This window comes from Saliniramus fredricksonii (genome assembly GCF_900094735.1).
Lineage (GTDB): Bacteria > Pseudomonadota > Alphaproteobacteria > Rhizobiales > Beijerinckiaceae > Saliniramus > Saliniramus fredricksonii.
In genome coordinates, this window is record NZ_FMBM01000003.1 from 304,743 (window position 1) to 331,642 (window position 26,900).

General features: G+C 66.8%; 24 protein-coding genes. 17 read left to right on the forward strand and 7 right to left on the reverse strand.

Annotated elements, in window-relative coordinates:
- Positions 1-2: 2 nt before the first annotated feature.
- Positions 3-734 (reverse strand): GntR family transcriptional regulator, encoded by a 732-nt coding sequence (locus GA0071312_RS18730; RefSeq protein WP_074446532.1) that lies wholly within the window; start codon positions 732-734, stop codon positions 3-5.
- Between the two features lie 201 nt (positions 735-935).
- On the opposite strand from GA0071312_RS18730, the gene GA0071312_RS18735 reads away from it, so the two are divergent.
- The 10 genes from GA0071312_RS18735 to tilS all read left to right on the forward strand — a co-directional run bounded on the left by GA0071312_RS18735 (position 936) and on the right by tilS (position 12,980).
- Entirely contained in the window at positions 936-2,627 is a 1,692-nt protein-coding gene (locus GA0071312_RS18735; RefSeq protein WP_074446533.1) for a thiamine pyrophosphate-binding protein, read from the forward strand.
- 5 nt (positions 2,628-2,632) lie between these two features.
- Positions 2,633-3,892: an NAD(P)/FAD-dependent oxidoreductase gene (locus tag GA0071312_RS18740; protein WP_074446534.1), complete on the forward strand. Its 1,260-nt coding sequence runs from the start codon at positions 2,633-2,635 to the stop codon at positions 3,890-3,892.
- Between the two features lie 121 nt (positions 3,893-4,013).
- Positions 4,014-4,982 (forward strand): Bug family tripartite tricarboxylate transporter substrate binding protein, encoded by a 969-nt coding sequence (locus GA0071312_RS18745; protein ID WP_074446535.1) that lies wholly within the window; start codon positions 4,014-4,016, stop codon positions 4,980-4,982.
- Positions 4,983-5,114: 132 nt separating this feature from the next.
- Positions 5,115-5,609 carry a tripartite tricarboxylate transporter TctB family protein gene (locus GA0071312_RS18750; protein WP_074446536.1) on the forward strand — a complete coding sequence of 165 codons (495 nt, stop codon included), beginning with the start codon at positions 5,115-5,117 and terminating at the stop codon, positions 5,607-5,609.
- A 69-nt stretch (positions 5,610-5,678) separates the two neighbouring features.
- Positions 5,679-7,217, forward strand: a complete 1,539-nt coding sequence (locus GA0071312_RS18755) for a tripartite tricarboxylate transporter permease (RefSeq protein ID WP_074446537.1) — start codon at positions 5,679-5,681, stop codon at positions 7,215-7,217.
- A complete protein-coding gene (locus GA0071312_RS18760) occupies positions 7,214-8,014 on the forward strand; it encodes an SDR family NAD(P)-dependent oxidoreductase (RefSeq protein WP_238947341.1) in 801 nt (266 codons plus the stop codon). The genes GA0071312_RS18755 and GA0071312_RS18760 overlap by 4 nt, the downstream gene beginning before the upstream one ends.
- Positions 8,015-8,210: 196 nt before the next feature.
- Positions 8,211-9,584, forward strand: coding sequence for a DUF898 family protein (locus tag GA0071312_RS18770; protein ID WP_165604079.1), 1,374 nt, complete (start codon positions 8,211-8,213; stop codon positions 9,582-9,584).
- A complete protein-coding gene (locus GA0071312_RS18775) occupies positions 9,562-10,716 on the forward strand; it encodes a M48 family metallopeptidase (RefSeq protein WP_083204758.1) in 1,155 nt (384 codons plus the stop codon). Before GA0071312_RS18770 ends, GA0071312_RS18775 begins: the two co-directional genes overlap by 23 nt.
- Before the next feature lie 144 nt (positions 10,717-10,860).
- A complete protein-coding gene (gene ybgF / locus GA0071312_RS18780) occupies positions 10,861-11,892 on the forward strand; it encodes a tol-pal system protein YbgF (protein ID WP_238947342.1) in 1,032 nt (343 codons plus the stop codon).
- A complete protein-coding gene (tilS, locus tag GA0071312_RS18785; protein WP_238947343.1) occupies positions 11,889-12,980 on the forward strand; it encodes a tRNA lysidine(34) synthetase TilS in 1,092 nt (363 codons plus the stop codon). Before ybgF ends, tilS begins: the two co-directional genes overlap by 4 nt.
- Before the next feature lie 54 nt (positions 12,981-13,034).
- On the opposite strand, the gene GA0071312_RS18790 is transcribed toward tilS, so the two are convergent.
- Positions 13,035-13,700 carry a hypothetical protein gene (locus GA0071312_RS18790; protein ID WP_074446541.1) on the reverse strand — a complete coding sequence of 222 codons (666 nt, stop codon included), beginning with the start codon at positions 13,698-13,700 and terminating at the stop codon, positions 13,035-13,037.
- A gap of 173 nt (positions 13,701-13,873) precedes the next feature.
- Here GA0071312_RS18790 and GA0071312_RS18795 point away from each other — a divergent pair, with 173 nt between their 5' ends.
- The 4 genes from GA0071312_RS18795 to GA0071312_RS18810 all read left to right on the forward strand — a co-directional run bounded on the left by GA0071312_RS18795 (position 13,874) and on the right by GA0071312_RS18810 (position 19,012).
- Positions 13,874-15,202: a lytic murein transglycosylase gene (locus tag GA0071312_RS18795; RefSeq protein WP_083204760.1), complete on the forward strand. Its 1,329-nt coding sequence runs from the start codon at positions 13,874-13,876 to the stop codon at positions 15,200-15,202.
- 76 nt (positions 15,203-15,278) lie between these two features.
- Positions 15,279-16,514 carry an SGNH/GDSL hydrolase family protein gene (locus tag GA0071312_RS18800; protein ID WP_074446542.1) on the forward strand — a complete coding sequence of 412 codons (1,236 nt, stop codon included), beginning with the start codon at positions 15,279-15,281 and terminating at the stop codon, positions 16,512-16,514.
- A gap of 152 nt (positions 16,515-16,666) precedes the next feature.
- Positions 16,667-17,035 carry a YbjQ family protein gene (locus tag GA0071312_RS18805; RefSeq protein WP_074446543.1) on the forward strand — a complete coding sequence of 123 codons (369 nt, stop codon included), beginning with the start codon at positions 16,667-16,669 and terminating at the stop codon, positions 17,033-17,035.
- A 114-nt stretch (positions 17,036-17,149) separates the two neighbouring features.
- Positions 17,150-19,012: an ATP-binding protein gene (locus GA0071312_RS18810; protein ID WP_074446544.1), complete on the forward strand. Its 1,863-nt coding sequence runs from the start codon at positions 17,150-17,152 to the stop codon at positions 19,010-19,012.
- A gap of 27 nt (positions 19,013-19,039) precedes the next feature.
- Here GA0071312_RS18810 and GA0071312_RS18815 read toward each other — a convergent pair whose 3' ends face one another.
- Together GA0071312_RS18815 and GA0071312_RS18820 are read right to left on the reverse strand one after the other, a co-directional pair.
- A complete protein-coding gene (locus GA0071312_RS18815; RefSeq protein ID WP_074446545.1) occupies positions 19,040-19,789 on the reverse strand; it encodes a DUF1045 domain-containing protein in 750 nt (249 codons plus the stop codon).
- Positions 19,786-21,408, reverse strand: a complete 1,623-nt coding sequence (locus GA0071312_RS18820; RefSeq protein WP_074446619.1) for a gamma-glutamyltransferase family protein — start codon at positions 21,406-21,408, stop codon at positions 19,786-19,788. The genes GA0071312_RS18815 and GA0071312_RS18820 overlap by 4 nt, the downstream gene beginning before the upstream one ends.
- Before the next feature lie 211 nt (positions 21,409-21,619).
- On the opposite strand from GA0071312_RS18820, the gene GA0071312_RS20190 reads away from it, so the two are divergent.
- Together GA0071312_RS20190 and GA0071312_RS18825 are read left to right on the forward strand one after the other, a co-directional pair.
- Positions 21,620-21,769 (forward strand): hypothetical protein, encoded by a 150-nt coding sequence (locus GA0071312_RS20190; RefSeq protein WP_165604080.1) that lies wholly within the window; start codon positions 21,620-21,622, stop codon positions 21,767-21,769.
- A 7-nt stretch (positions 21,770-21,776) separates the two neighbouring features.
- Entirely contained in the window at positions 21,777-22,091 is a 315-nt protein-coding gene (locus GA0071312_RS18825; protein ID WP_238947344.1) for a DUF6522 family protein, read from the forward strand.
- Between the two features lie 78 nt (positions 22,092-22,169).
- Here GA0071312_RS18825 and GA0071312_RS18830 read toward each other — a convergent pair whose 3' ends face one another.
- The 3 genes from GA0071312_RS18830 to GA0071312_RS18840 form a co-directional block, all read right to left on the reverse strand.
- Positions 22,170-22,763: a MarC family protein gene (locus GA0071312_RS18830; protein ID WP_074446621.1), complete on the reverse strand. Its 594-nt coding sequence runs from the start codon at positions 22,761-22,763 to the stop codon at positions 22,170-22,172.
- A 164-nt stretch (positions 22,764-22,927) separates the two neighbouring features.
- A complete protein-coding gene (locus GA0071312_RS18835) occupies positions 22,928-23,707 on the reverse strand; it encodes a glycerophosphodiester phosphodiesterase family protein (protein WP_238947345.1) in 780 nt (259 codons plus the stop codon).
- 77 nt (positions 23,708-23,784) lie between these two features.
- On the reverse strand, positions 23,785-25,410 hold the full coding sequence (locus GA0071312_RS18840) for a bifunctional aminoglycoside phosphotransferase/ATP-binding protein (protein ID WP_108721942.1): 1,626 nt from the start codon (positions 25,408-25,410) through the stop codon (positions 23,785-23,787).
- A gap of 299 nt (positions 25,411-25,709) precedes the next feature.
- Between GA0071312_RS18840 and GA0071312_RS18845 the strand changes: the two genes are divergently transcribed.
- Positions 25,710-26,738, forward strand: a complete 1,029-nt coding sequence (locus GA0071312_RS18845; RefSeq protein ID WP_074446624.1) for a metal ABC transporter solute-binding protein, Zn/Mn family — start codon at positions 25,710-25,712, stop codon at positions 26,736-26,738.
- Positions 26,739-26,900: the final 162 nt, after the last annotated feature.

The following is a 26,900-nucleotide window of genomic DNA, read 5'->3' on the forward strand; positions in this document are numbered from 1 at the left end:
CCTCAGGCGCTGTTGCGGTGGATTTCGTAGATGGCGAGGCCCACTGCGCGGGTGGCGTCGGCGAGGCGCCATTCGATATGCTCGCGCATCAGGGCGGTGGCCCGGTCGGTATCGCGCGCCACGATCGCCGCGAGAATCGCGGCGTGATCGGCTCGGCTCTGACGCACAACGCGCGAATCCTGCACCACCCCGTTCCCGGCTGCCGCGCCACTCCCGGCGCGAGCGCGCTCGTAGAAATCCTTGAGCCCGATCATGCGCACATAGCGGATGCGTCCGTGGATATTGTCGAGCAGGCGCGCGAGTTCGCCATTGCCGGACAGCGCCATGATCCGGGCATGGAATTCCTCGTCGATGGCGAGCTGGCGCAACGGGTCGGTGCAGCCGGCATATTCATCAAGCGTCTCGTCATGAAAGCGCGCAAGCGACGCGATATCGGCATCACTGCCACGCGTGACGGCGAGCCGCAGCCCCTCGCATTCGATCGCCGCGCGGGCCTCGTAGAGATCGAGCAATTGCTGCGGATCGAGGGCACGGCAGAAGAAGCCGTGATTGCTCTGGAAGGTCAGGAAGCCCTCGGCGACGAGGCGGTTGAGCGCTTCGCGCAGGGGCGTGCGGCTGACGCCGAGTTCGGTTGCCATGCGCGCCTCGTTGATGCGCGTTGCCGGTCTGATCTCGAAATCGGCCGCCATGCGCCGCAGCTGCGCATGAATCCGGTCGACATTGCCTCGCGCCATCCTCACCCCCGCACGCCCGCACCGGCACATCCGGATGGGCCGTTTCACACGCCATGCATCGCTTTTCACACTTGCACAGCTTATTGCATGCCGTACTGTATACAATAAACAAGGCGAAAAAACCCTGCATTGGCAGAAACTTTCGCCGCCTGATGCAACCGTGTCGCAGATCGACTGTGACCGGCCAGCCGGAGATCGCGCGTGTCAAACCGGATGAATGGCGCCGAGGCCGTGGTGCGCATGTTGCAGGCACATGACGTGAAACACGTCTTCGGCCTGTGCGGCGATACCAGCCTGCCGCTCTATGATGCCATGCTTCAGCTCGATCACGGCATCACCCATGTGCTCACCCGCGACGAGCGCTCGGCGACCTACATGGCCGATGCCTATGCCCGCGTCACCGGCAAGGTCGGTGTCTGCGAGGGCCCCTCGGGCGGTGGCGCGACCTATATCCTGCCCGGCCTGATCGAGGCGGGGGAGAGCTCGATCCCCGTGCTCGCCATCACCACCGACATCTCGGTCTCCACCTATGGCAAGTTTCCGCTGACCGAAGTCGATCAGGAGGCGCTGATGCGGCCCCTGACCAAGTGGAACACGGTGATCCGCAAGGCCGAACACATTCCGCGCATGATGCGCGCAGCGTTTCGCGCCATGACCACGGGGCGCCCCGGCTCGTCGCATCTCGGCCTGCCCTACGACATCCAGTATGACGACGTCGATTCCGCCGATATCTGGGCGGATCGCAAGCTCGGCCATTATCCGGCCTATCCGCAGGCGCCGGAACCGGGGGCGGCCGAGGCCGCGCTCGATGCGATCCTCTCGGCCAAACGCCCGCTGATCGTCTGCGGCGGCGGCGTGGTGATCGCCGGGGCGATGGATGCGCTGGAGCGTTTCGCGAACCGGCTCGACATCCCCGTCGCCACCTCGATTTCCGGCCAGGGCTCGCTCGCGGAGACAAATCCCGTCTGCGTCGGCGTGGTCGGCTCCAATGGCGGCACCGACGAGACCTGGGAGGCGATGACCAGTGCTGATCTCGTCGTCTTCATGGGCTGCCGCGCCGGCTCGACCACCACCGCGCGCTGGGAGGCCCCGGATCCGGGCTCGCGCATCGTGCATTTCGACAGCGACCCGATGGTGCTGGGTGCCAATTACCAGGCCGAAGTCGCGGTGCTGGGCGATCTGCGCCTTGCCCTCGACCAGCTCAACGCAGCGCTCGATGCGCGCGAGGATGAAAGCGCCCGCTTTCGCGGGGCGGAAATCGCCTCCGATATCCGCCGGCGCAAATTTGAAGCCTTCATGCGCCATGCCGAGACCAGCGAGACGCCGCTGCGGCCCGAACGTGTCGTCGCCACCTTGCAGAAGATTCTGCCCGAGACCGCGACACTCGTCTCCGATCCGGGCACGACCTGCCCGTATTTCTCGGCCTATTTCACCCTGCCGCGTGCTGGCCGCCATTTCATCACCAACCGCGCCCACGGGGCGCTCGGCTATGCGCTCTCGGCCTCGCTCGGGGCCTGGTACGGGCGGCCCGAGAGCAAGGTCGTGGCGCTGATGGGCGACGGCTCCTTCGGCTTCACGGCAGGCGAGCTCGAAACCATCTGCCGCGCGCGGGCGCCGATCACCTTCGTGGTGATGTCGAATTCCGCCTATGGCTGGATCAAGGCGAGCCAGAAGGCGGACAAGGGCGCGCGTTATTACAATGTGGATTTCGGGCGCACCGATCACGCCGCCGTCGCCGCCGCCTATGGCGTGAAATCCTGGTGCGTCGAGCGGCCGGAGGATCTGGAGCGCGTCTTGCGCGAGGCGGTGGAGACGGACGGGCCGACCCTCGTCGATGTCATTGCCCAGCCCCTGGAAGAAGCCGCCGCGCCGGTGCGGCGCTGGATGGGGTGAGGCAGATGGCACAGGCGGGGCGCGAGGAAAAGCATGTCGTGGTGATCGGCGCCGGAATCGTCGGCGTTTCCACCGGTATCTGGCTGCGCCGCGCCGGCATCCCCGTCACCCTGATCGACCGCGCCCCTCCCGGACAGGGCACCTCCTATGGCAATGCCGGGGTGCTCGCCGCATGTTCCATGGCACCCGTCACTGCACCGGGGCTGATCGGCAAGGCGCCGCGCATGCTGATGAACCCGGATTTTCCGCTGTTTCTGCGCTGGTCCTATCTGCCCAGGCTCGCCCCCTGGCTGATGCGCTATCTCTCCCACGCCAATGACAGCGATACGCAGCGCATCGCCCGGGGCCTCACCCCGATCGTCACCGACAGCCTCGAACAGCATCACGCCCTCGCCGACGGCACGCCCGCCGCTGCGCTCGTACAGGACAGCGATTATTGCTTCGCCTATGCCGACCGCGCGGCTTTCGAGGCCGATTCCTATACCTGGCGGATCCGCGAGGAGGCAGGCTTTCGCCCGGTGGTGCGCGAGGGCGCGCAATTGCGCGAATACGAGCCGTCGCTGGGGCGCGATATCGGCTGCCTGGTGAGCGTGAGCGATCATGGTTTCGTGCGCGATCCCGGCGGCTACGTGGCGCGGCTGGCAAATGTCTTCGCAGGCATGGGCGGCACCATCGTGGCGGCGAGCGCCGAGAATTTCGATCTCTCCGGCGGGCGCATCCGTGCGGTGGAGACGGATGCCGGGCGATTTGCGTGCAGCGATTGCGTCATCGCCACCGGCGTCTGGTCGAAGCCCCTGATGAAGAAGCTCGGGCTCAATGTGCCGCTGGAGAGCGAGCGCGGCTATCACATCGTTTTCGAGAATGCGCAAAACGGCCCGCATCTGCCGATCATGGTGGCGAGTGGAAAATTCGTGGCGACGCCGATGCAAGGCGGTCTGCGTTGTGCCGGAATCGTCGAATTCGGCGGTCTCGAAGCCGGACCCTCGCAAAGCCCGCTGGCGCTGTTGCGGCGTCAGGTGCGCCGCGCCTTCCCCGATCTGGAGGCGACCGGCGAGGCGGAATGGCTCGGCCATCGCCCGGCCCCCGCCGACAGCCTGCCGCTGATCGGCGAGGTGGGCGGCACGCGGGTCTATACCGCCTTCGGCCACCACCATATCGGCCTCACCGGCGGCCCCAAGACCGGGCGTCTGCTCGCGGGCATGCTGACGGGGACGCCGTCCAATATCGATCCGGCGCCCTACGCGCCTGACAGGTTTCGCGCATGAGGGTCGCATGCGCAAGCGGGATGCCGGTCGCGATCCGGGAACAGAGCATCGACGCAGGAGAGAAGACCCGTAATCGCGTTGCGTAAACGAGAATCATGACAACAACAGGGGAACCAGAATCATGCAGGGAATTCGCAGTCTATCCATTCTCGGCGCCGGCCTGATGGCCGGGGCGCTCGTCCTGGCCGGACCGGCACAGGCCGAGTATCCCGAATCCGATCGCGAAGTGCGTCACATCATGCCCTGGGGCGCAGGTGGCGGCACCGACACGGTGATGCGCGGCTTCGTCGAGTACATGCAGAAGCATCTTGGCACGTCGATCTATACCGATAACGTCACCGGCGGCGTCGGCTCCGTCGGCTGGATGACGCTCAAGGGCGCGCCGTCTGACGGCTATACGATCGGCACCCTGACCTACGATATTCTCACCGTCGAATATCAGAACATGGCCCCGGTCTCGTGGGAGGATTTCGAGATCATCGGCATGGTGACCGAACATGCCAGCGCCCTCGTGGTGCGTGCGGAGGATTTCGACAACCTCGACGAATTCATCGCTGCAGCCGAGGCCGAACCCGGCAGCGTGACCGTCTCGAACGCTTCCACCGGGGGCGTCTGGCACCAGCACGCAGTGGCCATGGAGCAGGAAATCGGCATCGAGCTCAACCATGTGCCTTACGAGAGCGCCGCACCGCAGGTCACCTCGCTGCTCGGCGGTGAGACCATGGCTGCCGTGATCAGCCTGCCGCCCGTGATGGAATATGTCCGCTCGGGGGAGATGCGTGTGCTGGCGGTGATGGGTGACGAGCGCGTCGAGATGGCGCCCGACGTGCCGACCTTCGTCGAACTCGGTCACGATGTCGTCTATGGCAGCTTCCGCTTGCTCGCGGCGCCTCCCGGCACGCCGGTCGAGATCGTGGAAGTGCTCGAACAGGCCATGTACGACACCTTCCAGGATCCGGAATTTCTCGCCTGGGCCGAAGAGGCCGGCATCGGTGAGCGCTGGCTCGATCGGGAGGCCTCCATTGCCTATATGGCGGCCATCGCTCCGGTGATCGGGCAGCTCATGGCCGATCTCGGCCTGACCGACTGAACGGATATGCCGGCGCTGCGGCGCCGGCCTGCTTTTCATGCGGTTGCGCGCGGATCGCCTGCAACCGCATGCCCCCTTTCTTTCGTCATCGCCATCAGGTCGCGGGTTACCCGTGATTCAGAGGGGACGTGAATGCAGTTGCCGCGCAAGCTTTTGAGGGGCGACGCCGTCATCGGCATCCTCCTGCTCGCAATCGCGATCTGGTACGGGCTGGAGGCGCAGTCGTTCCGCCCCGGGCGCTCCGGCGATCCGGGTGCAGGCATGTTTCCCACATTGCTGGCCCTGTTTCTGGGTGTGTTGTCGCTCTGGCTGATAGCCGGGGCTGCGCTCTCGCCGCCGGAACCGCAGGAACAGGGAGGGCAGGAAACGATGCGCGCGCGCGTCTCGGCCCGGGCGGGTCTGGTGCGGGCATTGATCGCCGCCGGCCTCTCCCTGGCCTTCGTCGCCGTGTTCGAGACCCTCGGCTACGTGATCGCCACGGCGCTCTATGCGGGCGCGATATCGCTCCTGTTTCGCCGCGACAACCTCTGGGTTACCCTGCTCGCGGCAATCGGGGCCGTCGGTTTCATGTATCTGCTCTTCGGTGTGCTGCTGAATGCACGCCTTCCGCTCGGGCTCCTGTCATGAGACCGGCAATGTGCATGGCATCCTGCGATCCACTTGGCATCATTCTCCCGTTTTGCAGCGGAGTATCTCATGCTGGCTGAACTGCCTGGCGCGATCGGCCTCTTCGCCGGCGATCTGCAATTGCTCGGTGTCGTCTGCCTCGGCGTTCTGCTGGGCGTTTTCGTGGGGGCCGTACCGGGGCTGACGGCCACGCTGGCCATCGCCTTGCTCCTGCCCTTCACCTTCGGCATGCCGGCCCTCGAGGCGATCCTGCTGATGACCGGGATTTTCGTTGGCGGCATCTATGGCGGCTCGGCGACGGCGATCATGGTGCGCGTGCCCGGTGCGCCAGCCAACACCATGACGATGCTCGATGGCCACGAGATGCTCAAGCAGGGAAAGCCCGAGCTGGCCCTCGGGCTGGCCACTGCCGCATCCGTCTTCGGCGGGCTGGTCGGGGGCGTCCTTCTGATTCTCTTTGCGCCACAGCTCGCGCGCTTCTCGCTGGAATTCCAGTCGCCCGAAATCTTCGCGCTGGTCGTCCTCGCACTCGTCGCCGTCGCGGCGGTCAGCCAGGAATCCCTGGTGAAGGGCCTGATCGCCACGGTGATCGGCCTGATGATCTCCACGATCGGCATCGATCTCGCGGGTGTGCCGCGCTACACTTTCGAGGTTTTTCGCCTCTATACCGGCGTGCCGCTGATCCCGCTGGTGATCGGTCTGTTCGCCCTCGCGGAGGTGCTGCGCCGGCTCGAAGAGCCGCTGTCGCGCCCCAGACAGGTGGCCTGGATTTCGTTTTGGCGGATCTTCGCCTTCGTGCCGGTCTGGCGCCAGGTCGGCTGGAAACTGCCGATCAAGTCCTCTCTGATCGGCGCCGTGATCGGTGCCCTGCCTGGTGCCGGTGCGGCCATGGCCGCCTTTCTCGCCTATGCCGAGGCGAAGCGGTCCTCGCCGCATCCGGAAAAGTTCGGCACGGGCATTCCAGAGGGCATCGTCGCGCCGGAATCGGCCAACAACGCCATGACCGGGGGCGCCTTCATCCCGATGCTGGCTTTCGGCATTCCCGGTGATTCGGTGACGGCGGTCATTCTGGGCGCGCTGGTCATCCAGGGGATCGTGCCCGGCCCGCAATTGTTCACGCAGGCCGGCGATCTCGTGCTGCCCTTGATGGTGGGTTTCCTCTTCGCCTATCTGGTGCTGATGGTGCTCGGCCTGCTGCTGTTGCCGTGGTTTGCCCGTGTCGCGGTGATCGATCACGCCGTTCTGTTTCCCATGATCGCAGCCGTTGCCGTGGTGGCCGCCTATGTGTCCGAACGCAGCCTCTTCGCCATGGGGGCCATGGTGGTGATCGGGATCGGCGCCTGGCTGTTGCAGCGCCTGCAATTCTCGCTGGTCCCCGTCCTGCTGGGCGTCATCCTGGGACCTTTGCTGGAGCGCAATTTCAGGCGGGCGCTGGGCATTTCGGGCGGCGACCCGACCATTCTCGTCAGCTCCTGGATCGCCGTATTGCTGCTGCTCACCGCCGCCCTGCTGGCTTTCTACTTCGCCTGGATCCAGCCGCGCCAGCAGCGCCGCAGGGCACGTGAGCGCGCGGCTTCGGGTGCATCGCAAGAGGAGAACGACGCATGAGCGGGCCGATGCATGGCGCGGCGATGCATGGCGGGGCGATGCATGGCGGGGCGATCGCCCGCGTCGTGCTGGTCACGGGCGCGGCGAGCGGTATCGGCGCCGAAACCGCACGTCGGATCGCGGCGCCCGACACGGCCTTCGTGCTGCATACGCGTGCACGCCGCGAAACACTGGAGGCCGTTGCGAGCGAACTCGCTCAGGCGGGATCACGTTGCATCTGCGTCACCGGCGATCTCGCCGATCCGGACACCGCCCCCGCCCTCGCCCGGGCCGCGCAGGACGAATACGGCCGGCTCGATCAGGTGGTCAGTGCAGCCGGTTACGCGCGCCGCGGCGCGTTGGCGGATACGGGGGCCGATGATCTCGAAGCCGCCTGGCGGGCCATGACGCTCGGCAGCTTCGCCCTGGCCAAGGCGGTGATGCCGCTCGTGGCGCAATCGCCCTGGCCGCGTTTCGTCGCGGTCAGTTCCTTCGGTGCGGCGCATTATCCGCAGAAAGGCCTGTTCATGGCCAGCGCCGCCGCCAAGGCCGGGCTCGAATCGCTGATCCGCACCCTCGCTTCCGAACATGCCGCGCGCGGCATCCCGGTCAATGCGGTCGCGCCGGGCTATACCGAGAAGGATGGCGGCCATTCCTCGCTGAGCGCTGATGCCTGGGAGGCGATCAAGGCCGATATTCCGATGCGCCGGCTCGGGCGTCGCGAGGAGGTGGCCGGCCTGATCGCCTTTCTCCTCGGGCCCCTTGGCGGCTACGTCACCGGCCAGGTGCTGCATGTGGATGGCGGGCTGACCTTGTGATGGCCGCGACGGGCCGGTTGTCGCCGCACATGGGAGCACTTTTTGTTTTACCATGATCCCGGTCGCAAATTGACGATCCGGGATCGTTTTCCATATAAGATATGCTATACGATCATTTTGCTATTAAAGATAGTGACATTCGATGATATCCGCACGCCTTTCCGTTCCCGCCGTTCCGATCAGCCGCGTTCGCGCCATGACGGCCGCGCCAGGCCGCCGCGTCGGCGATCCCCAGGCCGCCGGACCCGGCGCGCCATGCCCTGCGCCGGCATCGCCCCCGATGCCCGTCGCGGCGATACCGGCACGACCCGGTGCGACCATTCGCGATGCGCATGAGCCGCCCGTGGCCGCGAGCGCCGGCGCGCAGGAGAACGTCGCGTTCACCGGGACCCGCGCGGCCTTCGCCGGCCTGCTCGCGCGCGGGAGCCTGCTGACGCTGCCGACGCTCGGGCTGTATCGTTTCTGGCTGATCACGGATATCCGGCGCCATCTCTGGGGAAACACCGTCATTGCCGGCGAGCCGCTCGAATATGCCGGTCGCGGGGGTGAATTGCTGCGCGGCTTCCTGATCGGCATGGCCGTGCTGATCCCCATCAATCTGCTGCTGACGCTTTTGGGGCTGACATCCTTCGGCAGCTCCGTCTCATTGGCGGGGCCAACCTTTTTCGGGCTGATGGTCCTGCAGCAATTCGCCCAGTTCCGCACTTTCGCCTATCGCATCACGCGCAGCCGCTATCGCGGCATTGCCGGTTCGCTCGATGCCCAATTCGCCGGCTATTTCATGCGCCGCATCGGCTGGGATTCGGCAGCCATCCTCAGCCTCGGCCTCGCCATCCCGTTTCGCCGCGCTTCCCTCGACCGTTACCTGATCGGCGGATGCCGGATCGGGGACCAGAAGGCGCAGTTTTCCGGCACGGGCTGGAGCCTGGCATGGCGGGTCTATCTCGGCTGGATGATCACGGCGCTGGTCTGGCTGGTGATCGGTATCCTGAGCGTGCCCCTTCTGGCCTCCCTGATCACGGCCGCCGCTCCCGACTTGCGGGAGTTGCGCGAGGTCATGACGGGGCCAGCGCTCGCGATCATCCCAACGTTGGTGGTCGGCTTCACCTTCTATGCGGTTTATATCGCGATCTGGCATCGCTGGCGGCTCAATCACCTGTCCTTCGGCACGACGCGTTTCGTCTCCGCGCTGCGGGCGCGGCAGGTCGTCGGCTGCTATCTGCGCTTCGGCGCGGGCATGCTGCTCCTGCTCTTTCTCATCATGGTGCTGTTAGGAATAATCGCCCTCTTCCTGACGCAGCATTTTCCCGAGGAGACCCGTGCCCTGTTCGGCACCTCGGAGGAGCCGAGCACGTTTTCCGCAGTTCTCACAGTCGCCGGCATTCTCGTGGTGCTCACGCTGATCGGCGCCATGCGGCGCTATTTCGTCGAACGCGGGGTCTGGGTCGCGGTGATGAGCACGCTGAGCGTGACGCAGCCGCAGGCACTCATCGAACGCCTCCGCTATTGCGAGCCGGCCTCGGCGGGCGCCGGAGAGGGGTTGGCCGATGCCTTCTCACTCGGCCCATGAGCCGCAATGCGGCGCTGGGGAGGCGCTGCCGGGCTGCTATTTTGACGGCGTGCATGCACAGAAGCAGGCAGTGATGCTGCAGCTCACGCCCGACGGCATCGGCTTCATCACGCAGCAGGGCGAGCCGGTATTCTGGCCGAGCCGGGAGATCCACCGCCCTTCCGGTCCCGATGACCGGCTGATTCTGGCCTGCGGCGAGGGGGGCGCACGTGTGCATATCCATGATCAGGTGGCGCGCCGGGCCGTGTTGCAGCATATCGGTGCGCGCGGCGGATGGCGGGGCGGCGCCGGTGAACACCGCCGGCTGGTCTTCTGGCTGATCGCCGCGACGGTGTCGATCATGGCCTCGATCGTCTTCCTGATCCCGGCTCTTGCCGACCGGATCGCGCCGCTGGTCCCAGCCCGGGCCGAGATCCGTCTCGGTGAGATGGTCGACCGGGCGCTGCGCGAGCGGTTCGATCTGGTGACCTGCGAGAGCGAAGGGGGCGACGCGGCCCTCGCGCAGCTGACCGCGCGGTTGACGGCGCTGCATGATCTGCATGTCGATCCGCAGGTCGGCGTCGTCGCGCGCGACCAGGTCAATGCGGTGGCTCTGCCGGGCGGGCAGATCTACGTGTTCGCGGGCTTGCTGAAACACGTCGACGGCCCCGATGCGCTGGCGGGTGTCATCGCCCACGAGATCGGCCATGTGGCGCATCGCGACGGTCTGCGCAATCTCATCCGCGCGGGCGGGACGGGCTTTCTGATGGGCTTGTTCTTCGGCGATTTCATCGGTGGCGGCGTCATGGCCGGGCTTGCGCAGGCGAGCCTGATGGCGTCACATTCGCGCCAGCAGGAGCTTGCGGCGGATCGCTTCGCCGCGCAGAGCCTGCGGGCGCTGGGGCGCCCCACCCATCCCTTCGCCGGCTTCCTGCTCGATCTCGGCGCGCAGGATGACGGGCTCTTCGCCACCCATCCGATGGGAGAGCAGCGCGAAGGCGCCGTCAGGGCTCTCGGGGAAACCGCACCGGTACGGCGATCGCCGCGCGCGGAAGCGGCAACGGCGCCGCTGCTCGCCGATGCGCAATGGTCTGATCTGCGCGCGATCTGTGATGGCGGAGCACAACCGGGTGCCGGTGCGGATGTTCCCTGATCCCGGTCGCCGCATCTGCGCGTCATCGCCATAATTTAGCCTCTCCGGCAGATTTGTGATAAGGCGTTGCAATCGGCGCTCCGGAGGGCTACGGCGTCGTATTCGAGGATTTTTCTGGCCATGAAGACATTGCGGATTCGTCCCTTGATCGGATTCTTCGCGGGATTCCCGGCGCGCGCGTTCGCCGTCGCCGCGCTGATTGCCGGGTTCAGCCTGCTCGTCCCGGCTGCGGCGAAGGCGCAGGACCTGTCCGAGATCGTGCTGCGGCTGAACCAGCTCGAAGGGCAGGTGCGCAATCTGTCCGGGCAGGTGGAGGAACTGCAATTCGAGAATCGCCAGCTGCGCGAACGCCTCCAGCGCATGCAGGAAGATGTCGCGTTCCGCTTCGATGAACTGGGCGCGGGGCCTGCGCCGCAGCGCTCGGGGCAGAATACGCCGCCTGCCGAAGACCCTGTGCCCGCCACGCCGCAGATGGATGCGCCGGATGCCGCGCAGCCTTCATCCGAGGCACCGTTGCAACAGGCCGGGCCGGGACGCGGCGATGCCTTCGATCCGGGGCGAGACCCGCTGGCGCCCGGCACGCCGCAGCCGCTGGGTTCGACGCAGCCCTCCGCGCCGCTCGCCCTCCCCGGCGCGATCCTCGGCAATGGCGAAGACGCGCAGACGGGCAGCGATTCCGGTCTCACGATGAGCCTGCCGCAATTGCGCAATCGCGATCTCAACGGTGATGCCTCCGCGCAGGATACCGGCGATACCGCACCGCGTCCAAGCATCGCGGCCACGGGTGACGCGGATCCGCGTACCTTGTATGATTCGGCTTACGCGCTGCTTCTGCAAGGCGCCTACGACGATGCCGAGATGGGTTTCCGCCAGTTCCTGCAATCACACCCGCGTGACGATCTGGCGCCGCAGGCGCGCTACTGGCTCGGCGAGAGCTATCGCGGGCAGGAGCGCTATCGCGAGGCGGCGGAACAGTTTCTGACCGTCTCGACAGAATATTCCGAGACGGATGTCGCGCCGCAGGCCATGTTGAGACTTGGTGGCGCCCTCGTCGAAATCGGCGCATTGGAGCAGGCCTGCGCAACCTTCGCGGAGATTCCGCAGCAATATCCGCAGGCCGCCGAGGCGATGCGGGACAACATTGCGCGTGAGGCGTCACGCGCCGGCTGCGCGTGACGCCGCAAGATCCCGCGAATACGGATGATGGCGCGCCGCTCCTGCCCGAAGCAGGTGCGGCGCTGATCGCCGCCGCGCTCGCGCCGGGCGAAAAAACCCTCGTCGCCGCCGTATCGGGCGGTCCGGATTCCACCGTCCTGATGCATGCCGTCGCGGCGCTGGTGGCGCGTGGTGAAGGCCATCGCGTCACCATCGTGAGCATTGATCACGGCTTGCGCCCCGAGAGCACCGGCGAGGCCGCCGAGGTCGTCGCACAGGCGGCGGCGCTCGGGCTTGCGGCAAGAGCGCGTCGCTGGGAGCATGACGCGGCCCCTGCGGTCGGGATCCAGCAGGCGGCCCGCGCCGCACGCTATCGCCTGCTTGCCGACGAAGCCCGCGCAGCGCAGGCACCAATCGTCCTCACCGCGCATACGCAGGACGACCAGGCCGAGACGGTCCTGATGCGGCTTTGCGCCGGCAGCGGCATTGACGGGCTCGCGGGCATGGCGGAACGCGCGCCACTCGATGCCGTCGCCGGAGAGGCCGGGACCGGCATCACGCTGGTGCGTCCGTTTCTGGGCATCGCCAAGGCGAGACTGATCGCGGCCTGCGAAGATTTCGGCTGGTGGCATGTGCGTGATCCGGCCAACACGGATTTTCGCCATACCCGCGCCCGGCTGCGCGCCTTGCTGCCCGCTCTGGCGCAGGAGGGCCTCACGGCGTCACGCCTGACCCGTCTGGCGCGGCGCGCAAGCGAGACCCGCGAGGCGCTGGATCACGCGGCGGAGGTTCTGTTCACACGGGCGCGTCTCGCCGCTTGCGACGGCGCGCTGACCCTTGATGGCGCGGTGCTGCGCGATGCCCCGGTCGCGATCGCCCGGCGCGTCTTGCAACGCGCCTTCCTCGCCTGCGGCGGGGGCGCTGCCGGGGCACATGGCTATGGCCCCGGCCTGGAGAAGATCGAGGCCCTGACCAGCGCGCTGCAACAGGCGCTGCGGCAGGGCAAGGCGCTGCCGGGGCGCACACTCGCCGGGATTCGTCTCGCCTGCACGACCGACGGCACGGTCAGCCTGAGCCGGGCCGGGCCACGACGCGCCGTGCGGCAGTAATGTGAAACGCCTTGCGCCGAGGCGCCACGGGCGCCGTCACACCGGGTCAGGCGCTTACTCGCTGGCACCGTGCCCGCGCATCCGGCGGGGGCCGTGCTCGCCCATATGGCCGCTGCGGGAGTCGCCGTAGCGCATGTGACGATTCTGACCCATTGTCATGTTCGGCTGCATCAGGATGGGCAGAAGGCGCTGCTGATCGGCATCGAGTCCGTCCCAGAACGGGCGCATGGCCTGGGTGAGATCGGCCATCATGGCGGCATTGGTGCTCGCCATCTCGCTGCGGCGCTCGAGCCGCTCCATGAAATCATGGGCCTGACCCTCGCCGCGCCTCTCGCGCATGTCAGCACGCATCGCACGGCGCTCGTCGCGCGACATCTCCTGCATGCCGTCGCGCATGCCGTCGCGCATGCCTTGCCGCATGCCTTGCCGCATGCCCGGATCGCGCCCGTCTCTGCCGAAGCCTGGTGCGGCATTGTGGCTCATGGCGCGCAGGGCCTCGGCGACCGGTTCGAACAGGGCCTCCTGCTCCTGCGTGAGGCGCAATCCCGCACGGATGGCGGCGATGCGCGCATCGGCGAGGGCGGCACGATCATCCTGATCGAGCATGGCGGCGGGGCCGCCCGGATCGCCCGGGCCACCGCGCGCAGGGCCTTCGGCAATCGCGGGAACGCTCGCAAGTGCCGTAGCGGCGGCGAAAGTCATCACAGCGAGTATCTTCATGGGATGTCGTCCTGATCCGTGTTTCGATGCGCTGAGCATGGTCGGTCGGCAATGGCACGGGCGTGTCCGGAAGATGACCATTTCGTCATCTTCCGGCAGCTTGCCGATTAAACATTCCTTCATCATGATTTGGTGCTTTGAGGAGGCCTGTGCCCGAGACGAGGATATTCCCGATGCGCCGCCGTTCGTCCGCCGTTCAGATATCTGCGTTGCGGCCATCCGTTCGGGCGCGCCTGCGCCTTGCGCTGTGCGCAACGCTGATCCTGCCGCTGGGCGGCTGTATCGGCGGCAATGCCTTCGCCGAACGCGGTGATTCGCAACGCACCGGTTCCATCCAGGCCGCATCACGCGATGCACCGAGTCAAACCAATGCCGGCAACAGCACCCGCCCGGCCGATTTCTCGGCCTATCTCGAGAGCCTGCGCCCGCAAGCCGAGCGGCGCGGCGTGTCACGCGCCACCTTCGACCGCGCCTTTGCCGGAGTCACTCCCGATCAGGAAGTGATTCGCCTGACCCAGCGCCAGCCGGAATTCGCGCGCCCGATCTGGGACTATCTCGACGGCGCGGTCTCGGCCACCCGGATAAGGCTGGGCAACGAGGCGCGCTCGCGCCACGGGCAGAACCTCGCGGCGGTAGAGCGCGCCTATGGCGTGCCGCAGGCCATCGTGCTCGGGATCTGGGGAATGGAGACGAATTTCGGCGGCTACAAGGGCTCGAAGGACGTCTTCCGCTCGCTGGCCACCCTGGCGCATCAGGGCCATCGGGGCGATTTCTTCCAGGGAGAGTTGCTGGCGGCGCTCGAAATCCTCGAACGGGGCAAGATCTCCCGTGACGCGATGAAGGGCTCCTGGGCGGGGGCGATGGGGCATCCGCAATTCATGCCCACGAGCTATCTGCGTTTTGCCGCCGACGGCGATGGTGACGGGCGCCGGGACATCTGGAACTCGATCCCCGATGCGCTGGCATCGACCGCGAATTATCTGCGCGAACACGGCTGGCAGCCAGGGCTGCCCTGGGGCATGGAGGTGCGTCTGCCCTCGAATTTCGATTACGGCGTGGAGAAAGCCTCGTTCGGGCAATGGGCGCGCCTCGGCCTCAGCCCCGCAGCCGGCGGTTCGCTGCCCAATCGTGGCGAGGCCAGTCTGTTCCAGCCCGCCGGCTCGAACGGCCCGGCCTTCCTCGTCACCGCCAATTACGACGTGATCAAGCGCTACAATTCCTCCGATGCCTATGCGCTCGGCGTGGCGCTTCTGGGCGAGCGTCTCACGGGCGGTGCCGCAGTGCAGGCGAGCTGGCCGCGCAACGAGCCGCGCATGAACACCTCCCAGCGCGAGGAATTGCAGCGCCGTTTGCGGGATCTGGGCTATTATCGCGGCGATATCGACGGCATGTTCGGCTCGAAGACGCGCGAGGCCGTGCGCAATTTCCAGCGCGGGCGCGGCCTGCCGGCGGATGGCTATGCCAATATGGCGCTGCTGGAGACGTTGCGCACGAACCGCTGAGCACTGATTTATGGCAACAGCGCCGACGGGCAGGAAGAGCGCTGACCGGCGCGCGATCTTGCGCTATCATGGAGCCATGATGCGGATGCTCCTCTCCGGCCACGGCATGGTCCGGCTGCTGCCGGTTCTGCTCATGACCCTGTCCTTGCTCTGGGCCACCCTGCCGCACGGCGCGGCGGCGATGCCTGCCAATGCGACCGGCATCGCGCCGGCGACGCCGGCACAATACGCCTTCCTGCGGCTGTTTCAGCGCTCCGAGCCCGAACCGGTCCCGGCCCAACAGAGCCGGACGCGTCCGGCAAGGCCGGCTGCGCCGGCGCCGCTGCGGACCGATCCGGACGCGGAAGAGGCCGCTTCCACCCGCATCGCCGTCTTCGGTGATTCGCTGGCAACCAATCTCGGGCAGGGTCTGCAGGCGCTGATGGAGGAGGAGGAAGGGGCGGAGATCGCGGTTTCCGTCCAGGCACGCGGCTCGTCGGGCCTGGTGCGCGACGATTTCTTCGACTGGCCCGCCAATCTCGCACGCATTCTCGCCGACGCGCCCGACTTCGACATAGCCGTGCTGCAGATCGGCCTGAACGATCGTCAGGCGCTCAGGGTCGACGGCGCGAGCGCCGCACCGCTCTCCGATCCCTGGCGCGCGGAATACGGTCAGCGCATCGATGTCATCGCGCAGGCCTTTGCCGATGCCGGGATCCCCCTGATCTGGGTCGGCCTGCCGCCCATGCAGAGCAGCCGGCTCTCCACGGATCTCGCCATGATCAACGAGATCGTGCGCGATCGCCTGCGGCGCAGTGACGTCATCCATGTCGATATCTGGAAGGGTTTCGTCGACGAGAATGACCGCTACAGCGCCACCGGTCCGGACCTCTCCGGTCAACCGGCCCGCTTGCGCACATCGGATGGAATCCATCTCACGAAAGCCGGCGCAGGCAAGGCGGCGCATTTCGTCGATATCGAGATTCAGCGCCTGATCACGCGCCCGCGCGACGAGATCGCCGTGGCACGCGCCGCCATCGAAGCGGCCGATGACGCAACCGCGCGGATTGCCGCGATCGACATGCTGATCCGGCGTTCACTCGGCGAACTGCCCCTCGCGCCCGGCCTGCTCTACACCGCACGCCGCGATCCCGTCGGCCCCGTCATGCCGCTGACGCGGATCGACGTCTCCGCGCAGGGTATCCTGCTGTCCGGCAACCCGCCTCTCGATCCGGCCACGCGCATCATTACCGAGCGCGTCCTTGAAGAAGGCGTGTCGCCGCCGCCGGTTGCCGGGCGCGCCGATGATTTCCGCTGGCCACGCAGCCCCTGAGGCGAACCGGCAGTTGCCGGGGCCGGAACCGGGTCGCGATCATACACAATCTTACGTATATTTCTGGTCATCCAAGCTTAACGGTTTCGGGCAATCATGATCCCGTTCGCCGGTCCGGCAGCCCGCCGACCCGTAACGATGCGAGGACATGCATGCTGTTGACCACGACCGATTCACTCGATGGACATTCCGTCACCGATTATTGCGGCCTGGTCATCGGCCAGGCGGTGATCGGGCATGATGTCGTGAAGCAATTTCGCACCGGCATTCGCAACGTCGACAATGGCGGTCGCCACGATTACGCGAACGAACTCGCGCGCGCCCGTGAAGAGGCCACATCCGAGGCGATCGCGACGGCGACGGCGTTGGGTGCGGATGCGGTGATCGGTATCTCTTTCAGCTTCGAGACATCCGGTGATACCGCGCATCATGTCGTGGTCACGCTCACCGGAACGGCAGTCCGGATCGCGCCCGGAACGCAAACCGATCAATCCCGCATCGACGCGGCAACGCCGCATTAACGCGCATCGTGGCATCCTCTCTTCCCTGAAGATGACGTCGCCTGCCGCGTTCGGCGGACAGGCGCGTTACAGACGGATGAGAAAGCCGTCGCACGGGGGCAGGCCACGAAAACCATGCAGAACCGGGATCATTGCATCGAGACCATCCCCGTCGCGGCCCAAGCGGATGCAGGCTTCGGTACGCTCGTCGATCTGGCCGGGGCGCATGCCGGCATATGGCTGACGTCACGCGACAGTGTCACGGTCGGCGATTTCATCGCCATTGCAACGCCGCAATCGCAGACCATCGCCGTGATCACCACCATCACCGAAGCGGGAGCCGAGACCGGTGCTCATGCCCGGATCGACATGCTCGGGGAAGTCCTGCAATTGCCGGACGGGCGCAGCGCGTTTCAGCGCGGCGTGAGCAGCTACCCCCGGCTCGGCGCGCCGGTCGTGCCGATGCAGCGCGATACCTTGCGCGACATCCATACCCGGCGCGACAGCCGCGCCATCGCGCTCGGCACCCTCGCCCTCGATGCCCAGGTCACCGCCTATATCGATATCGACGAAATGCTGACCAAGCATTTCGCCGTGCTCGGCACGACGGGTGTCGGCAAGTCCAGCGGTATCGCGTTGATGCTGCGCGCCGTTCTCGCCGAGCGCCCGCGCCAGCGGATCTTCCTGCTCGATCCGCATGCGGAATACGCCAATTGTTTCGAGACGTCGCAGATGCGGCTGATCACACCGGAAAACCTGCGGCTTCCCTTCTGGATGTTCGCCTTCGAAGAATTCGTCGATGCGCTGTTTCGCGCCCGCCCCGGCGTCGATGCCGAGGTCAATCTGCTGGCCCAGGCAATCATGGACGCGAAAGCCGCCTATGCCCAGGAACGCAGCGGCACGGGGGCGAGCCTGCGCCGGCCCGGCAGCGGCGGCACGGGTGGTTTCACGGTGGATACGCCGGCTCCGTACCGGCTCGCGGATCTGTTGCGGCTGCTCGACGAGGGGATGGGGCGGCTCGAGAACCGCTCGGAGGTGCCGATCTATCAGAGATTGATCGCGCGTATCCGCTCGCTCTCGCAGGATCCGCGCTACGCCTTCATGTTCGCTGATGCCAATATCGGCGGCGACACCATGGTCGAGACGCTTGACGGTCTGTTCAATCTCACCGATCAGCGGCGCCGCATCACCGTGATGCAGCTTGCCGGATTGCCGGCGGAGGTGGTCGATTCCGTCGTCTCGGTGCTGGCGCGGCTGGCTTTCGAGCTCGGGCTGTGGAGCGGCGGAGCCGTGCCCCTGCTCTTCGTCTGTGAGGAAGCCCATCGCTACGCACCCGCCGAGCGCCATCTCGGTTTTGGTCCGACCAAGAAGGCGATTTCGCGTATCGCCAAGGAGGGGCGCAAATACGGTATCGGGCTCGGCCTGGTGACCCAGCGCCCCGCCGATCTCGATCCGCCGATCATCTCGCAATGCAGTACATTGTTCGCCATGCGCATGGCCAATGACCGCGACCAGGCCATCGTCAAGAGCGCCGTCTCGGATGCGGCGGAATCCCTCGTCGCCTTCGTGCCGGCTCTGGGCATTCGCGAGGTCTTCGCTTTCGGGGAGGCCGTGCCGCTGCCCATGCGCATCCGTTTCGACAGCCTTCCGGCGCAGTTCCTGCCGGGCCCGAACAACAATCTGGGCGCACGCAGCGAAACGGCGCTGACCCATGGCGACATCGCCGCCGTCATCGCCCGCTGGCGCCGCGCGGGCAGCATGCGCGAGACCGGTGAAGGCTTCTCGGGCGATCATGATATGGATGTCACACCCCGCCGGACCACGACGCCCCTGCCGCCTGACAAGGCAAACGGCGTGCCGCATCCCGGCTCCGGCCCCGGCTCCGCTGCAAAGATGCCGGCGAATGCGGGCCAGGTGGAAACCCTGCGCGACGAGGATCTGATGCCGCAGGAATTCAGCGCCCTGCAATCCACATTGCTGCGCCGTCGCCTGTTCTGAAGCCGCCCGGCAGCCTCGGCGCCCCGATCAGGGAAGAGGCGTTTTTCCGAAACCGGCCCGGTGCAGGATGCGAAAAGGTTCGCCCGGCAACTGCCGGCACAGAGCCAGATGATCGATCACGGTGGCCTCATCCGGCAGCATTTCCCGTCGCAACGCATCAAGCGCCGCTTCGAGCATCGCGCGCTCGCGGCCCGAGACCCGCCCGCTCAGGGTCATGTGGAAGGTAAAGGCATCAAGGACGGCGGGATAGCCGTAACGGTCGAGCAATGCGCGTTTGCGCGGCGGCAGCGCTTGCGGATTGCGTCGCGCGTATTCCTCCGGCGTGAGCGGTGCCCTGAAGGGTTCGAACGCCATGACCACCCGCGCCTCGAGATCGCGCAAAGCGGGGCTCTGTTCGCCGCCGGATTCGATCAAGGCGAGAAAAGCGGCGTCATCACCATCTTCCCCGAGCGCCGCGATGACGAGCGGGGCCAGCGTGACCGGCGCGCAATCGGCGCAGAAGGCATCGAGCGCGGCGATCAGACCGGGCTCGTCGCAGCCCTCGGCGAGCCGGATCGGCGGTTTGATCGTGGCGTGGAAGCCGTAGATGCGCGGGCGCTGCGTCAGTTCCGCGAGCCGCTCCGGCGTGATGGCACCCAGATCCGGTCGGGGCACGTCTTCGCCACGCGCCGAATCGTAACCGAGGACGCGCGACCCGAAGCGCCAAAGCGGCGTCTTCGGGTGCGGCGCGAAATAGATTGCATAGCGCGCGCGCGGATCGGGACGGGCCTGATTCATGCGCCCCCCGTCCCGCGTGCCGCACCGCCTGCGCGCGGATCGTGTGTGGCCGCGATATGCCCGTCCCGGGAGTGGCGCACCAGCATGCCCGCATGACCGAGCAGATCCGCATAGGGCATGCCGATTTCCTCCACGACCTGACCGCGCGCCGCGAGACCGGAGACGATATCGGGGTCGAAGCGGTTTTCGAGTTTCAGCGTGGTCGAATCCTGCCCCCAGGTACGTCCGAGCAGCCAGCGCGGCGCATCGACTGCCGCGGCGGGATCCATGCCGAAGCGGTAGCGCGTGAAGATCTGCGCCTGCGTCTGCGGCTGGCCGTCGCCACCCATGCAACCATAGGACATGACCCGCCCATCATTGAAGACGGCGAGCGCCGGGTTGAGCGTGTGGAAGGGTTTGCGGCCCGGTTGCAGCGGGTTGCGCGCAGCGGGATCGAGTGAGAAGGACATGCCGCGATTCTGCCACAGCACGCCGGTGGCGGGCAGGACGAGCCCCGCGCCGTAATCCCAGTAGACCGACTGGATATAGGAGACCGCCCGCCCCGAATCGTCGATGGCACCCATCCAGATGGTATCGCCGTGATCGGCGGCGAGGGGGAAGGCGGCGGCGCGGGCCATGTCGATGGCGCCCGCCTCGCGGGCGATCGCATCGGGGGTGAGCAGGGCGTCGGGATCGGCATCGAGACGGGCCGGGTCTGTCACCACCCGGTCCCGGATGGCAAAGGCCCGCTTCACCGCCTCGATCAGCCCGTGATGATGGTCGAGGCTGTCGCCGCGCGTCACGCCGAGCCGCTCGAACATGCCCAGGATCATCAGCGACGCGATGCCCTGGGTCGGCGGCGGCAAGTTCCACAAGGTCGCATCCGCCAGCCGCAGGCCGAGCGGACGGACCGCGCGCGCTGCGTATGATTCGAGATCGGCGCGCGTCACCGGCGCCCCGGCGCGTTCCAGGTCAGCCGCGATCTCGCGCCCGACATCGCCGCGATAGAAATCGGCGAGGCCCGCATCCGCGAGATGACTCAGCGTATCCCCCAGAGGCAGCACTCGGCGCGAGGCGCCCGCTCGGGGTGGCTCTCCGGCGAGCGTATAGGTCGCGTCGAAACCGGGCACCGCGCGCAGGGTCTCGAGCGTGGCGCCGCCGGCCTCGCGATCCCAGTAGCGCTGCTCTGATTCGGCGATCGGGTAACCCTCACGGGCATGGCGGATCGCGTCTTCGAGAAGGACCGGCAGGGGAAGTCGCCCGCCCGCCGCCTTCGCTGCCTCCCGCGCCAGCCTCCAGCCACCGACCGCGCCGGCCACTGTCAGGGCCGCGAGCGGCCCGCGCGCGGGTATCGTCTCTTGTCCGGATTCGCGGTAGAAATCCCGTGTTGCGCGGGCTCCGGCGGGGCCGCAGGCATCGATTCCGGTGACTTTCCCGTCAGGCTCGCGAATCAGCCAGAAACCGTCACCGCCCATGGCATTCATGTGCGGGTAGACCACCGCGATCGTCGCCGCCATGGCGATCATCGCCTCGATGGCGTTGCCGCCCTGCTCCAGAACCCGCGCTCCGGTCTCTGCAGCCAGTGGCGAGGGTGCCGCGACGGCGCTTTTCGAGAAGACGGGCGTGGTATCGCGGTGCATCGGGAAGTTCCGTGATCGGGCGAATCGGGCTGCGTGGAGGAATGGCGTCAGGCAGAAATCCAAGCATGCCATATCGAGGATGCCGGCGCCATCACCGGAAGATCCGCGCGCCGCCCCGGTTTGCCGCATGCGCAATCATCCGCCTTGTGCCCTGCGATCCGGGGTCCCACATTAGCGATGATCGTCTCGCAAGCGAGGAGCGCGCCGTATCTTGGACAGATTCATCCGGAACGCGCCGGTCGCGGCGGACAACGCGGCGGCGCGTGATGATGCCTCCACCATCGCCGAATCACTGGCTGGTGAGGCACGCGCCATGAACCTTGATGCCGGCCCCGCGCTCCCGGCTCTGATGGCGTATTGAGGAGGCGATGAGCAAGCAAGCCGAAACAACGGAAATGCGTGTCGCTTTCCACGGCGACGATCCCTGCATCGATGCACGGCTCGTCGCGCAGGCCTTTGCGCTGACGCCGGAGCAGGTGATGGCGGGATTGCGCGACGGCGCGATCACGACGCTGACCGAACGCGGTTCGGGTGCGGATGCCGGGCGCTGGCGCCTGACCTTCTTCCACGACAATTGCCGCCTGCGCCTGATCGTCGACGAGACCGGCACGATCCTGCAGCGCTCGCGCATCGATTTCGGCGAGACCCCCCTCCCCCCGGCGATGCGCCGACCGGGGGATTAGGAGGGGCAGGCCCGCTCAGCGCCTGACAGCGCTGCGGCAAGAACGACCGGATGCGTGCCCTGTAATGCGTCGGCGCCCTTACGGCAGGGCCGCCACCACGCCGTCGATGACGAACTGGATGGCGAGTGCGGCGAGGATCACGCCGAGCAGGCGGGTGAGAACGATATTGCCCATCTCGCCGATCAGCCGCGAGACGCGCTCTGCAGCGACGAAAGCGCCGAAGCAGATCGCGACACCGAGCGTGATCACACCGGCGAGCCCCAGCGCATTGGGCAGATCACCCTGCACCCGGCCCGCAAGCAGGATCGTCGCGGTGATCGCACCGGGCCCCGCCAGAAGCGGGATGGCCAGCGGAAAGGCGGCGAGATGCTTTTCCGCATCCGGCTGATTCGCGCCGCGTACCGCCGTGCGCTGCTTGCGTTTGGCGCGCAGTTCGAAGGTCATCTCGAAAGCGATGTAGAACAGGAGCAACCCCCCGGCGATGCGAAAGGCCGGCAGGCCAATGCCCAGCGCATCCAGCAGGAACTGCCCGCCCAGACCGAAAAAGGTGAGGATCGCCAGCGCGATCAGGCAGGCCCGCGCCGCGATCCGCCGCCGCTGACCTGCATCCATCCCCGCCGTCAGCGAGATGAAGATCGGCGCGAGACCGAGCGGGTCGAGCGTGACCAGCATGGTGACGAGCGCGGTCCAGAGAAAACCGAAATCCAAAGCGCGCGCCTCCCCGTCAGTTGCCTTCGATCGTGGCGACCATAGCGCCGGCCTCCCGATAGGCAAACCCGCCTGCAGCCCGGCCCGTCTTATCCACACTGAAGCGCGCGACCTGACGGAATGATACTCTAAGCCCCGAATCCCTCGAAGACGATCTGGTCGGCATGGGCGCGCACATCCGCTGCCTGATCGGGGCTGCGTACTGTCCAGGCCAGAATCGGCATGCCACGCAGGCTGCGGCAGAGAAACGGCGCGGCATGGGGCAGATCAGCCGCCTTCCACGAGACGAAATCGGGCCGGGTTTCGTCGAAATGGAGGAGATGGCCGCGCGCAAGACAGCCGTCGCGCTTCATGCCCGTGCCGTCCGGCGGCCCGCTACCGGCGGCATCCGCGACGATGCCGCGCAGGATATGCGGGGCGTCCCGGCACAGCCATGCCACGATTTGCGGATCGAAGGATTTCACGCAGAAGGGCCCGGCATAATCGCCCAGGATTTCGAGACAGCGCCGGGTGAGCGCGGGATTGCCATCAAACCGGCTCTTGATCTCGATCACGAGGGGAACCCGCCCGGCGACGAGGCTGAGGAAATCGGCCAGACGCGGGATTCGCCCCGCGGCTTGCGCATCCTGCAGACTCAGGGTGTCGAGCAGATCGGCGCGCAGCGCGCAGAATGCGCCGGCCCGTCCGGTAAGGCGTGCAAGATCGTGATCATGGAAGACGAAAGCCTCGCCATCTGCCGAATCCTGCACGTCGCATTCGATTGCATAGCCCCCGTCAATCGCCGCCCGGGCGGCATCCAGGCTGTTTTCGATCACACCGGCACTGCGATCATGCAGGCCGCGATGGGCGATCGGGCGGGTTGTGAGCCACGGCGCTCCGGCCGGCGGAGACAAGGGTGACGACATCATCAAGTATCCTCTCGGCAAACGAACGACATTGACATGGAAGGTCGGGAAGGGCGGGTGCGTTCTTTCATGACCGCCACTCAGCTCCGATCCACGGGGAAGGATGGCGATGCGGCGTCCCGCCCGACCGTATCAGCAATCGCCTTCACCTGCGCCGTGATTCCGGCCTGCCCCTCTCCGGCGGGGGAAAGCCGGTCCCAGTCAAGCGGGCCGGTGCCGGTGGCGATCTGGGACTCCAGCACGGCACGTGTCGCGTCGGAGGCACTCTTGCCCCGCCCCGCGATTCGCGCCTCCAGAGCGGCGGGATCGACATCGAGCCAGAAACCGTGAAACGGGCAGCCGGCTTCTTCCGCGATGGCGGCAGCGGCATTGCGGTCTTCCGGGCGGGCATGAACGGCTTCCAGTATGACGCTGCCGCCGCCCGACAGAACGCTTGCGGCGCGTGCGCGCATTTCGGCATAGACCGCCTGCGAAGCCTCCTTCGTATAAGCCTGTTGGCCGAGCGGCGTTTCCGGAGAGACACCGTGCAAGTGCTTGCGCAGCCGGTCACTCTCGAGAATGCGCGCGCCGGGTGGCGGCCCGATCAGCGGCGCGAGCGCCTCGGCGAGGGTGGTCTTGCCCGAGCCGCTGAACCCGCCCAGCGCCACGAGGCGCGCAGGGGCAGGTTCGAGCAGATCGCCGGCAAGGACGAGATAGCTGCGCATCTGCCGGGCGAGCGCGGGGTCGCCATCCCCCTCCGCGATCTGTGTCGCGGCGACGATGGCGCGGATCGAGGCGCGCAGGCTCATGAAGAGCGGCAAAAGCGCGTAACCCGCATCATCGCGGCTGCGATCGACATAACGGTTTGCCACATGGGCCGCCGCCCGGGCGAGCTCGGGATCGTCCGCAGCGCGCGCGCGCAGATCCATCAGCAGGAAAGCGAGATCGTAGAGCGTGTCGGTGGTGGCGATGGCCTCGTTGAATTCGATGCAGTCGAAGAGCTGCGGGCGCCCCTCATGCAGGCAGATATTGCGCAGATGCAGGTCACCATGACAGCGGCGGATCATGCCGGCACCGGCGCGGGCATCGAGCAGGTTTGCGTGGCGTGCGCATTCCGCCTCCTGCCGCCGCAGCAGATCGGCGACCGGCTCGCGCGGCAGGGCCGGCAGATCGGCCATGCTGCGCTCATTGAGGGCAATGACATCGGCAAGGCGCTGCGCCCCATGCGCATCGGCGACGGGTTCGGCCTCCTCGTGAAACGCGCAGATCGCATCGGCAAGCGCATCGAGCAGCCCGGTGCTCAGTTCACCGCGCGCCGCGAGCCTGTCGAACAGCCCCTCCTCGTCGAAGCGGTGCATCTCCACCATGGCATCGACCAGGGCGCCCTTGCCATCAATGGCGAAGCTGCCGTCATCCTCGCGGGTGATGCGCCGCACCGCCCGATAGAGCTGCGGCGCGGTGCGGCGGTTGAGGCGCAACTCTGCCTCACAGGCAGCGAGACGCCGTTGCGGCGTCGAGAAATCGGCATAGGGCAGGCGCAGGGCGCGCTTGAGCTTGAAGGCGCGCGTTCCGCTGAGCAGGATGGTCGAGATATGCGTGTCACGCTGCTGCGGGGGCGCGCCGTCCTCGGCTTCGAGACGGGTTCGCAGAAAAGCGCGGACCGCATGCTGGGTCTTTTCCTGCGCGGCGATCGCCGCGCCGGGATCGGTCTCGTTGCTCTCGCTCATGCGTTCTCCTGCCCTCCCTGCCCTCTGCCCCGGCCTCCCGGAGCCTTCATCATGCGACGCTTATCGCATCTGAGCCGGCGGTGGACCATCCGGGCTGATGCGGGCGCGTCAGCGGCTGCGCGATATGGCCGCAGGGGCGATCTTCTGCGACGACCTACTTGCAAATGACTTGCAACTGCATTAATTCTCCTGTCATGCGAACATGGCGCATTGCAATGCGCGCCCCGTCAACCTGGAGCCCCGGCCTGATGATTCGACAGAGTTCCGAAATGACACGCACTGCGCGCAGGATTTTGCCGATGCGCAGCCTCCCCTTGCTCGCCCCCCTTGCCCTCGCCCCCCTTGCCCTCGCCCCCCTTGCCCTCGCCAGCCTTGCCCTCGCCACCACCTTCCTTGCGCCACAGCGTGCGGCAGCGCAAGACGAGCCGGTCCGCGTTCTCACCACGGTCGAGATGATCGCCGATGTGGGACGCAACATTGCCGGCAGTTGCGCCGAGGTCGAAGCGCTGCTCGGACCCGGCGTCGATCCGCATGACTATATCGCCACCGCCTCCGACGTGGCGCAACTCGGCGAGGCCGACCTCATTCTCTATGTGGATTTCGCCCTTGAGGAACAGCTGGCCTCGGTGCTCGAGCGCCTCTCCGCGCGTCGCCCTACCATCGGCGTCCTCGCCGCCGCGATCGATCCGGCGGATCTGGTCGATGATCCCGAGGAGCCCGGCCAGGCCGATCCGCATGTCTGGATGGATGCGAGCCTCTGGGCGCGGATCGCGCCGGTGATCGGTGATGCGATCATCGAACAGCGCCCCGCTTGCGCCGAAGCGATCAACGCGCGCGTCGATGCCTATACGGTTCAGTTGCAGGCACTCTACGACTGGGCCGGCGAGAGCATCGCCACCATCCCCCGGGATCAGCGCCGTCTGGTCACCGCTCATGACGCGTTCGAGTATTTCGCCAACGCATACGGCATGGAGGCGAGCGAGGCCATCGAGGGAATCTCGACCGCCTCGGAGGCGAGTATCGGCGATATCCGGGAGGTGGCCGATTACGTCATCGACAACAATATCGCCGCCGTCTTCGTCGAGACCACCGTGTCCCCGCGCACCATCGAAGCGCTGGTCCAGGAGGTGCGGGCACGCGGCGGTCGGATCGAGATCGGCGGCGCGCTCTATTCCGATGCGATGGGTGAACGGGGAACCGTCGGCGGGACCTATATCGGCATGATCTACGAGAATGCCATGCTGATCACGCAGGCGCTCGGCGGCACCCCGGCACCGCTGCCTGAAGCTCTGGCGGACTGGGCGCGGGAATGGAATATCGCGCAATGAAGCGGATTGCCCGGTGATGCCGGCGGGGCTTCTCTCCTGATCCGGTCGGTATCCGGCCCCTGCAACGGCTTGTCAGCGCCGCTGCGGGGGCCTAACACTTTGATGAGACGAGATTGAACTTCGACACTGCTACCAAACCCTACGGAAGGGCCTGCGCGCGGC

Excerpts from the sequence above, each read along its gene's own strand:
- GA0071312_RS18730 (WP_074446532.1), bottom strand. The coding sequence starts at position 734 with ATGGCGCGAGGCAATGTCGACCGGATTCATGCGCAGCTGCGGCGCATG.
- GA0071312_RS18740 (WP_074446534.1), top strand. The coding sequence starts at position 2,633 with ATGGCACAGGCGGGGCGCGAGGAAAAGCATGTCGTGGTGATCGGCGCC.
- GA0071312_RS18745 (WP_074446535.1), top strand. The coding sequence starts at position 4,014 with ATGCAGGGAATTCGCAGTCTATCCATTCTCGGCGCCGGCCTGATGGCC.
- GA0071312_RS18750 (WP_074446536.1), top strand. The coding sequence starts at position 5,115 with ATGCAGTTGCCGCGCAAGCTTTTGAGGGGCGACGCCGTCATCGGCATC.
- GA0071312_RS18755 (WP_074446537.1), top strand. The coding sequence starts at position 5,679 with ATGCTGGCTGAACTGCCTGGCGCGATCGGCCTCTTCGCCGGCGATCTG.
- GA0071312_RS18760 (WP_238947341.1), top strand. The coding sequence starts at position 7,214 with ATGAGCGGGCCGATGCATGGCGCGGCGATGCATGGCGGGGCGATGCAT.
- GA0071312_RS18770 (WP_165604079.1), top strand. The coding sequence starts at position 8,211 with ATGACGGCCGCGCCAGGCCGCCGCGTCGGCGATCCCCAGGCCGCCGGA.
- GA0071312_RS18775 (WP_083204758.1), top strand. The coding sequence starts at position 9,562 with ATGCCTTCTCACTCGGCCCATGAGCCGCAATGCGGCGCTGGGGAGGCG.
- GA0071312_RS18790 (WP_074446541.1), bottom strand. The coding sequence starts at position 13,700 with ATGAAGATACTCGCTGTGATGACTTTCGCCGCCGCTACGGCACTTGCG.
- GA0071312_RS18795 (WP_083204760.1), top strand. The coding sequence starts at position 13,874 with ATGCGCCGCCGTTCGTCCGCCGTTCAGATATCTGCGTTGCGGCCATCC.
- GA0071312_RS18800 (WP_074446542.1), top strand. The coding sequence starts at position 15,279 with ATGATGCGGATGCTCCTCTCCGGCCACGGCATGGTCCGGCTGCTGCCG.
- GA0071312_RS18805 (WP_074446543.1), top strand. The coding sequence starts at position 16,667 with ATGCTGTTGACCACGACCGATTCACTCGATGGACATTCCGTCACCGAT.
- GA0071312_RS18810 (WP_074446544.1), top strand. The coding sequence starts at position 17,150 with ATGCAGAACCGGGATCATTGCATCGAGACCATCCCCGTCGCGGCCCAA.
- GA0071312_RS18815 (WP_074446545.1), bottom strand. The coding sequence starts at position 19,789 with ATGAATCAGGCCCGTCCCGATCCGCGCGCGCGCTATGCAATCTATTTC.
- GA0071312_RS18820 (WP_074446619.1), bottom strand. The coding sequence starts at position 21,408 with ATGCACCGCGATACCACGCCCGTCTTCTCGAAAAGCGCCGTCGCGGCA.
- GA0071312_RS18825 (WP_238947344.1), top strand. The coding sequence starts at position 21,777 with ATGAGCAAGCAAGCCGAAACAACGGAAATGCGTGTCGCTTTCCACGGC.
- GA0071312_RS18830 (WP_074446621.1), bottom strand. The coding sequence starts at position 22,763 with ATGCTGGTCACGCTCGACCCGCTCGGTCTCGCGCCGATCTTCATCTCG.
- GA0071312_RS18835 (WP_238947345.1), bottom strand. The coding sequence starts at position 23,707 with ATGATGTCGTCACCCTTGTCTCCGCCGGCCGGAGCGCCGTGGCTCACA.
- GA0071312_RS18840 (WP_108721942.1), bottom strand. The coding sequence starts at position 25,410 with ATGAGCGAGAGCAACGAGACCGATCCCGGCGCGGCGATCGCCGCGCAG.
- GA0071312_RS18845 (WP_074446624.1), top strand. The coding sequence starts at position 25,710 with ATGCGCAGCCTCCCCTTGCTCGCCCCCCTTGCCCTCGCCCCCCTTGCC.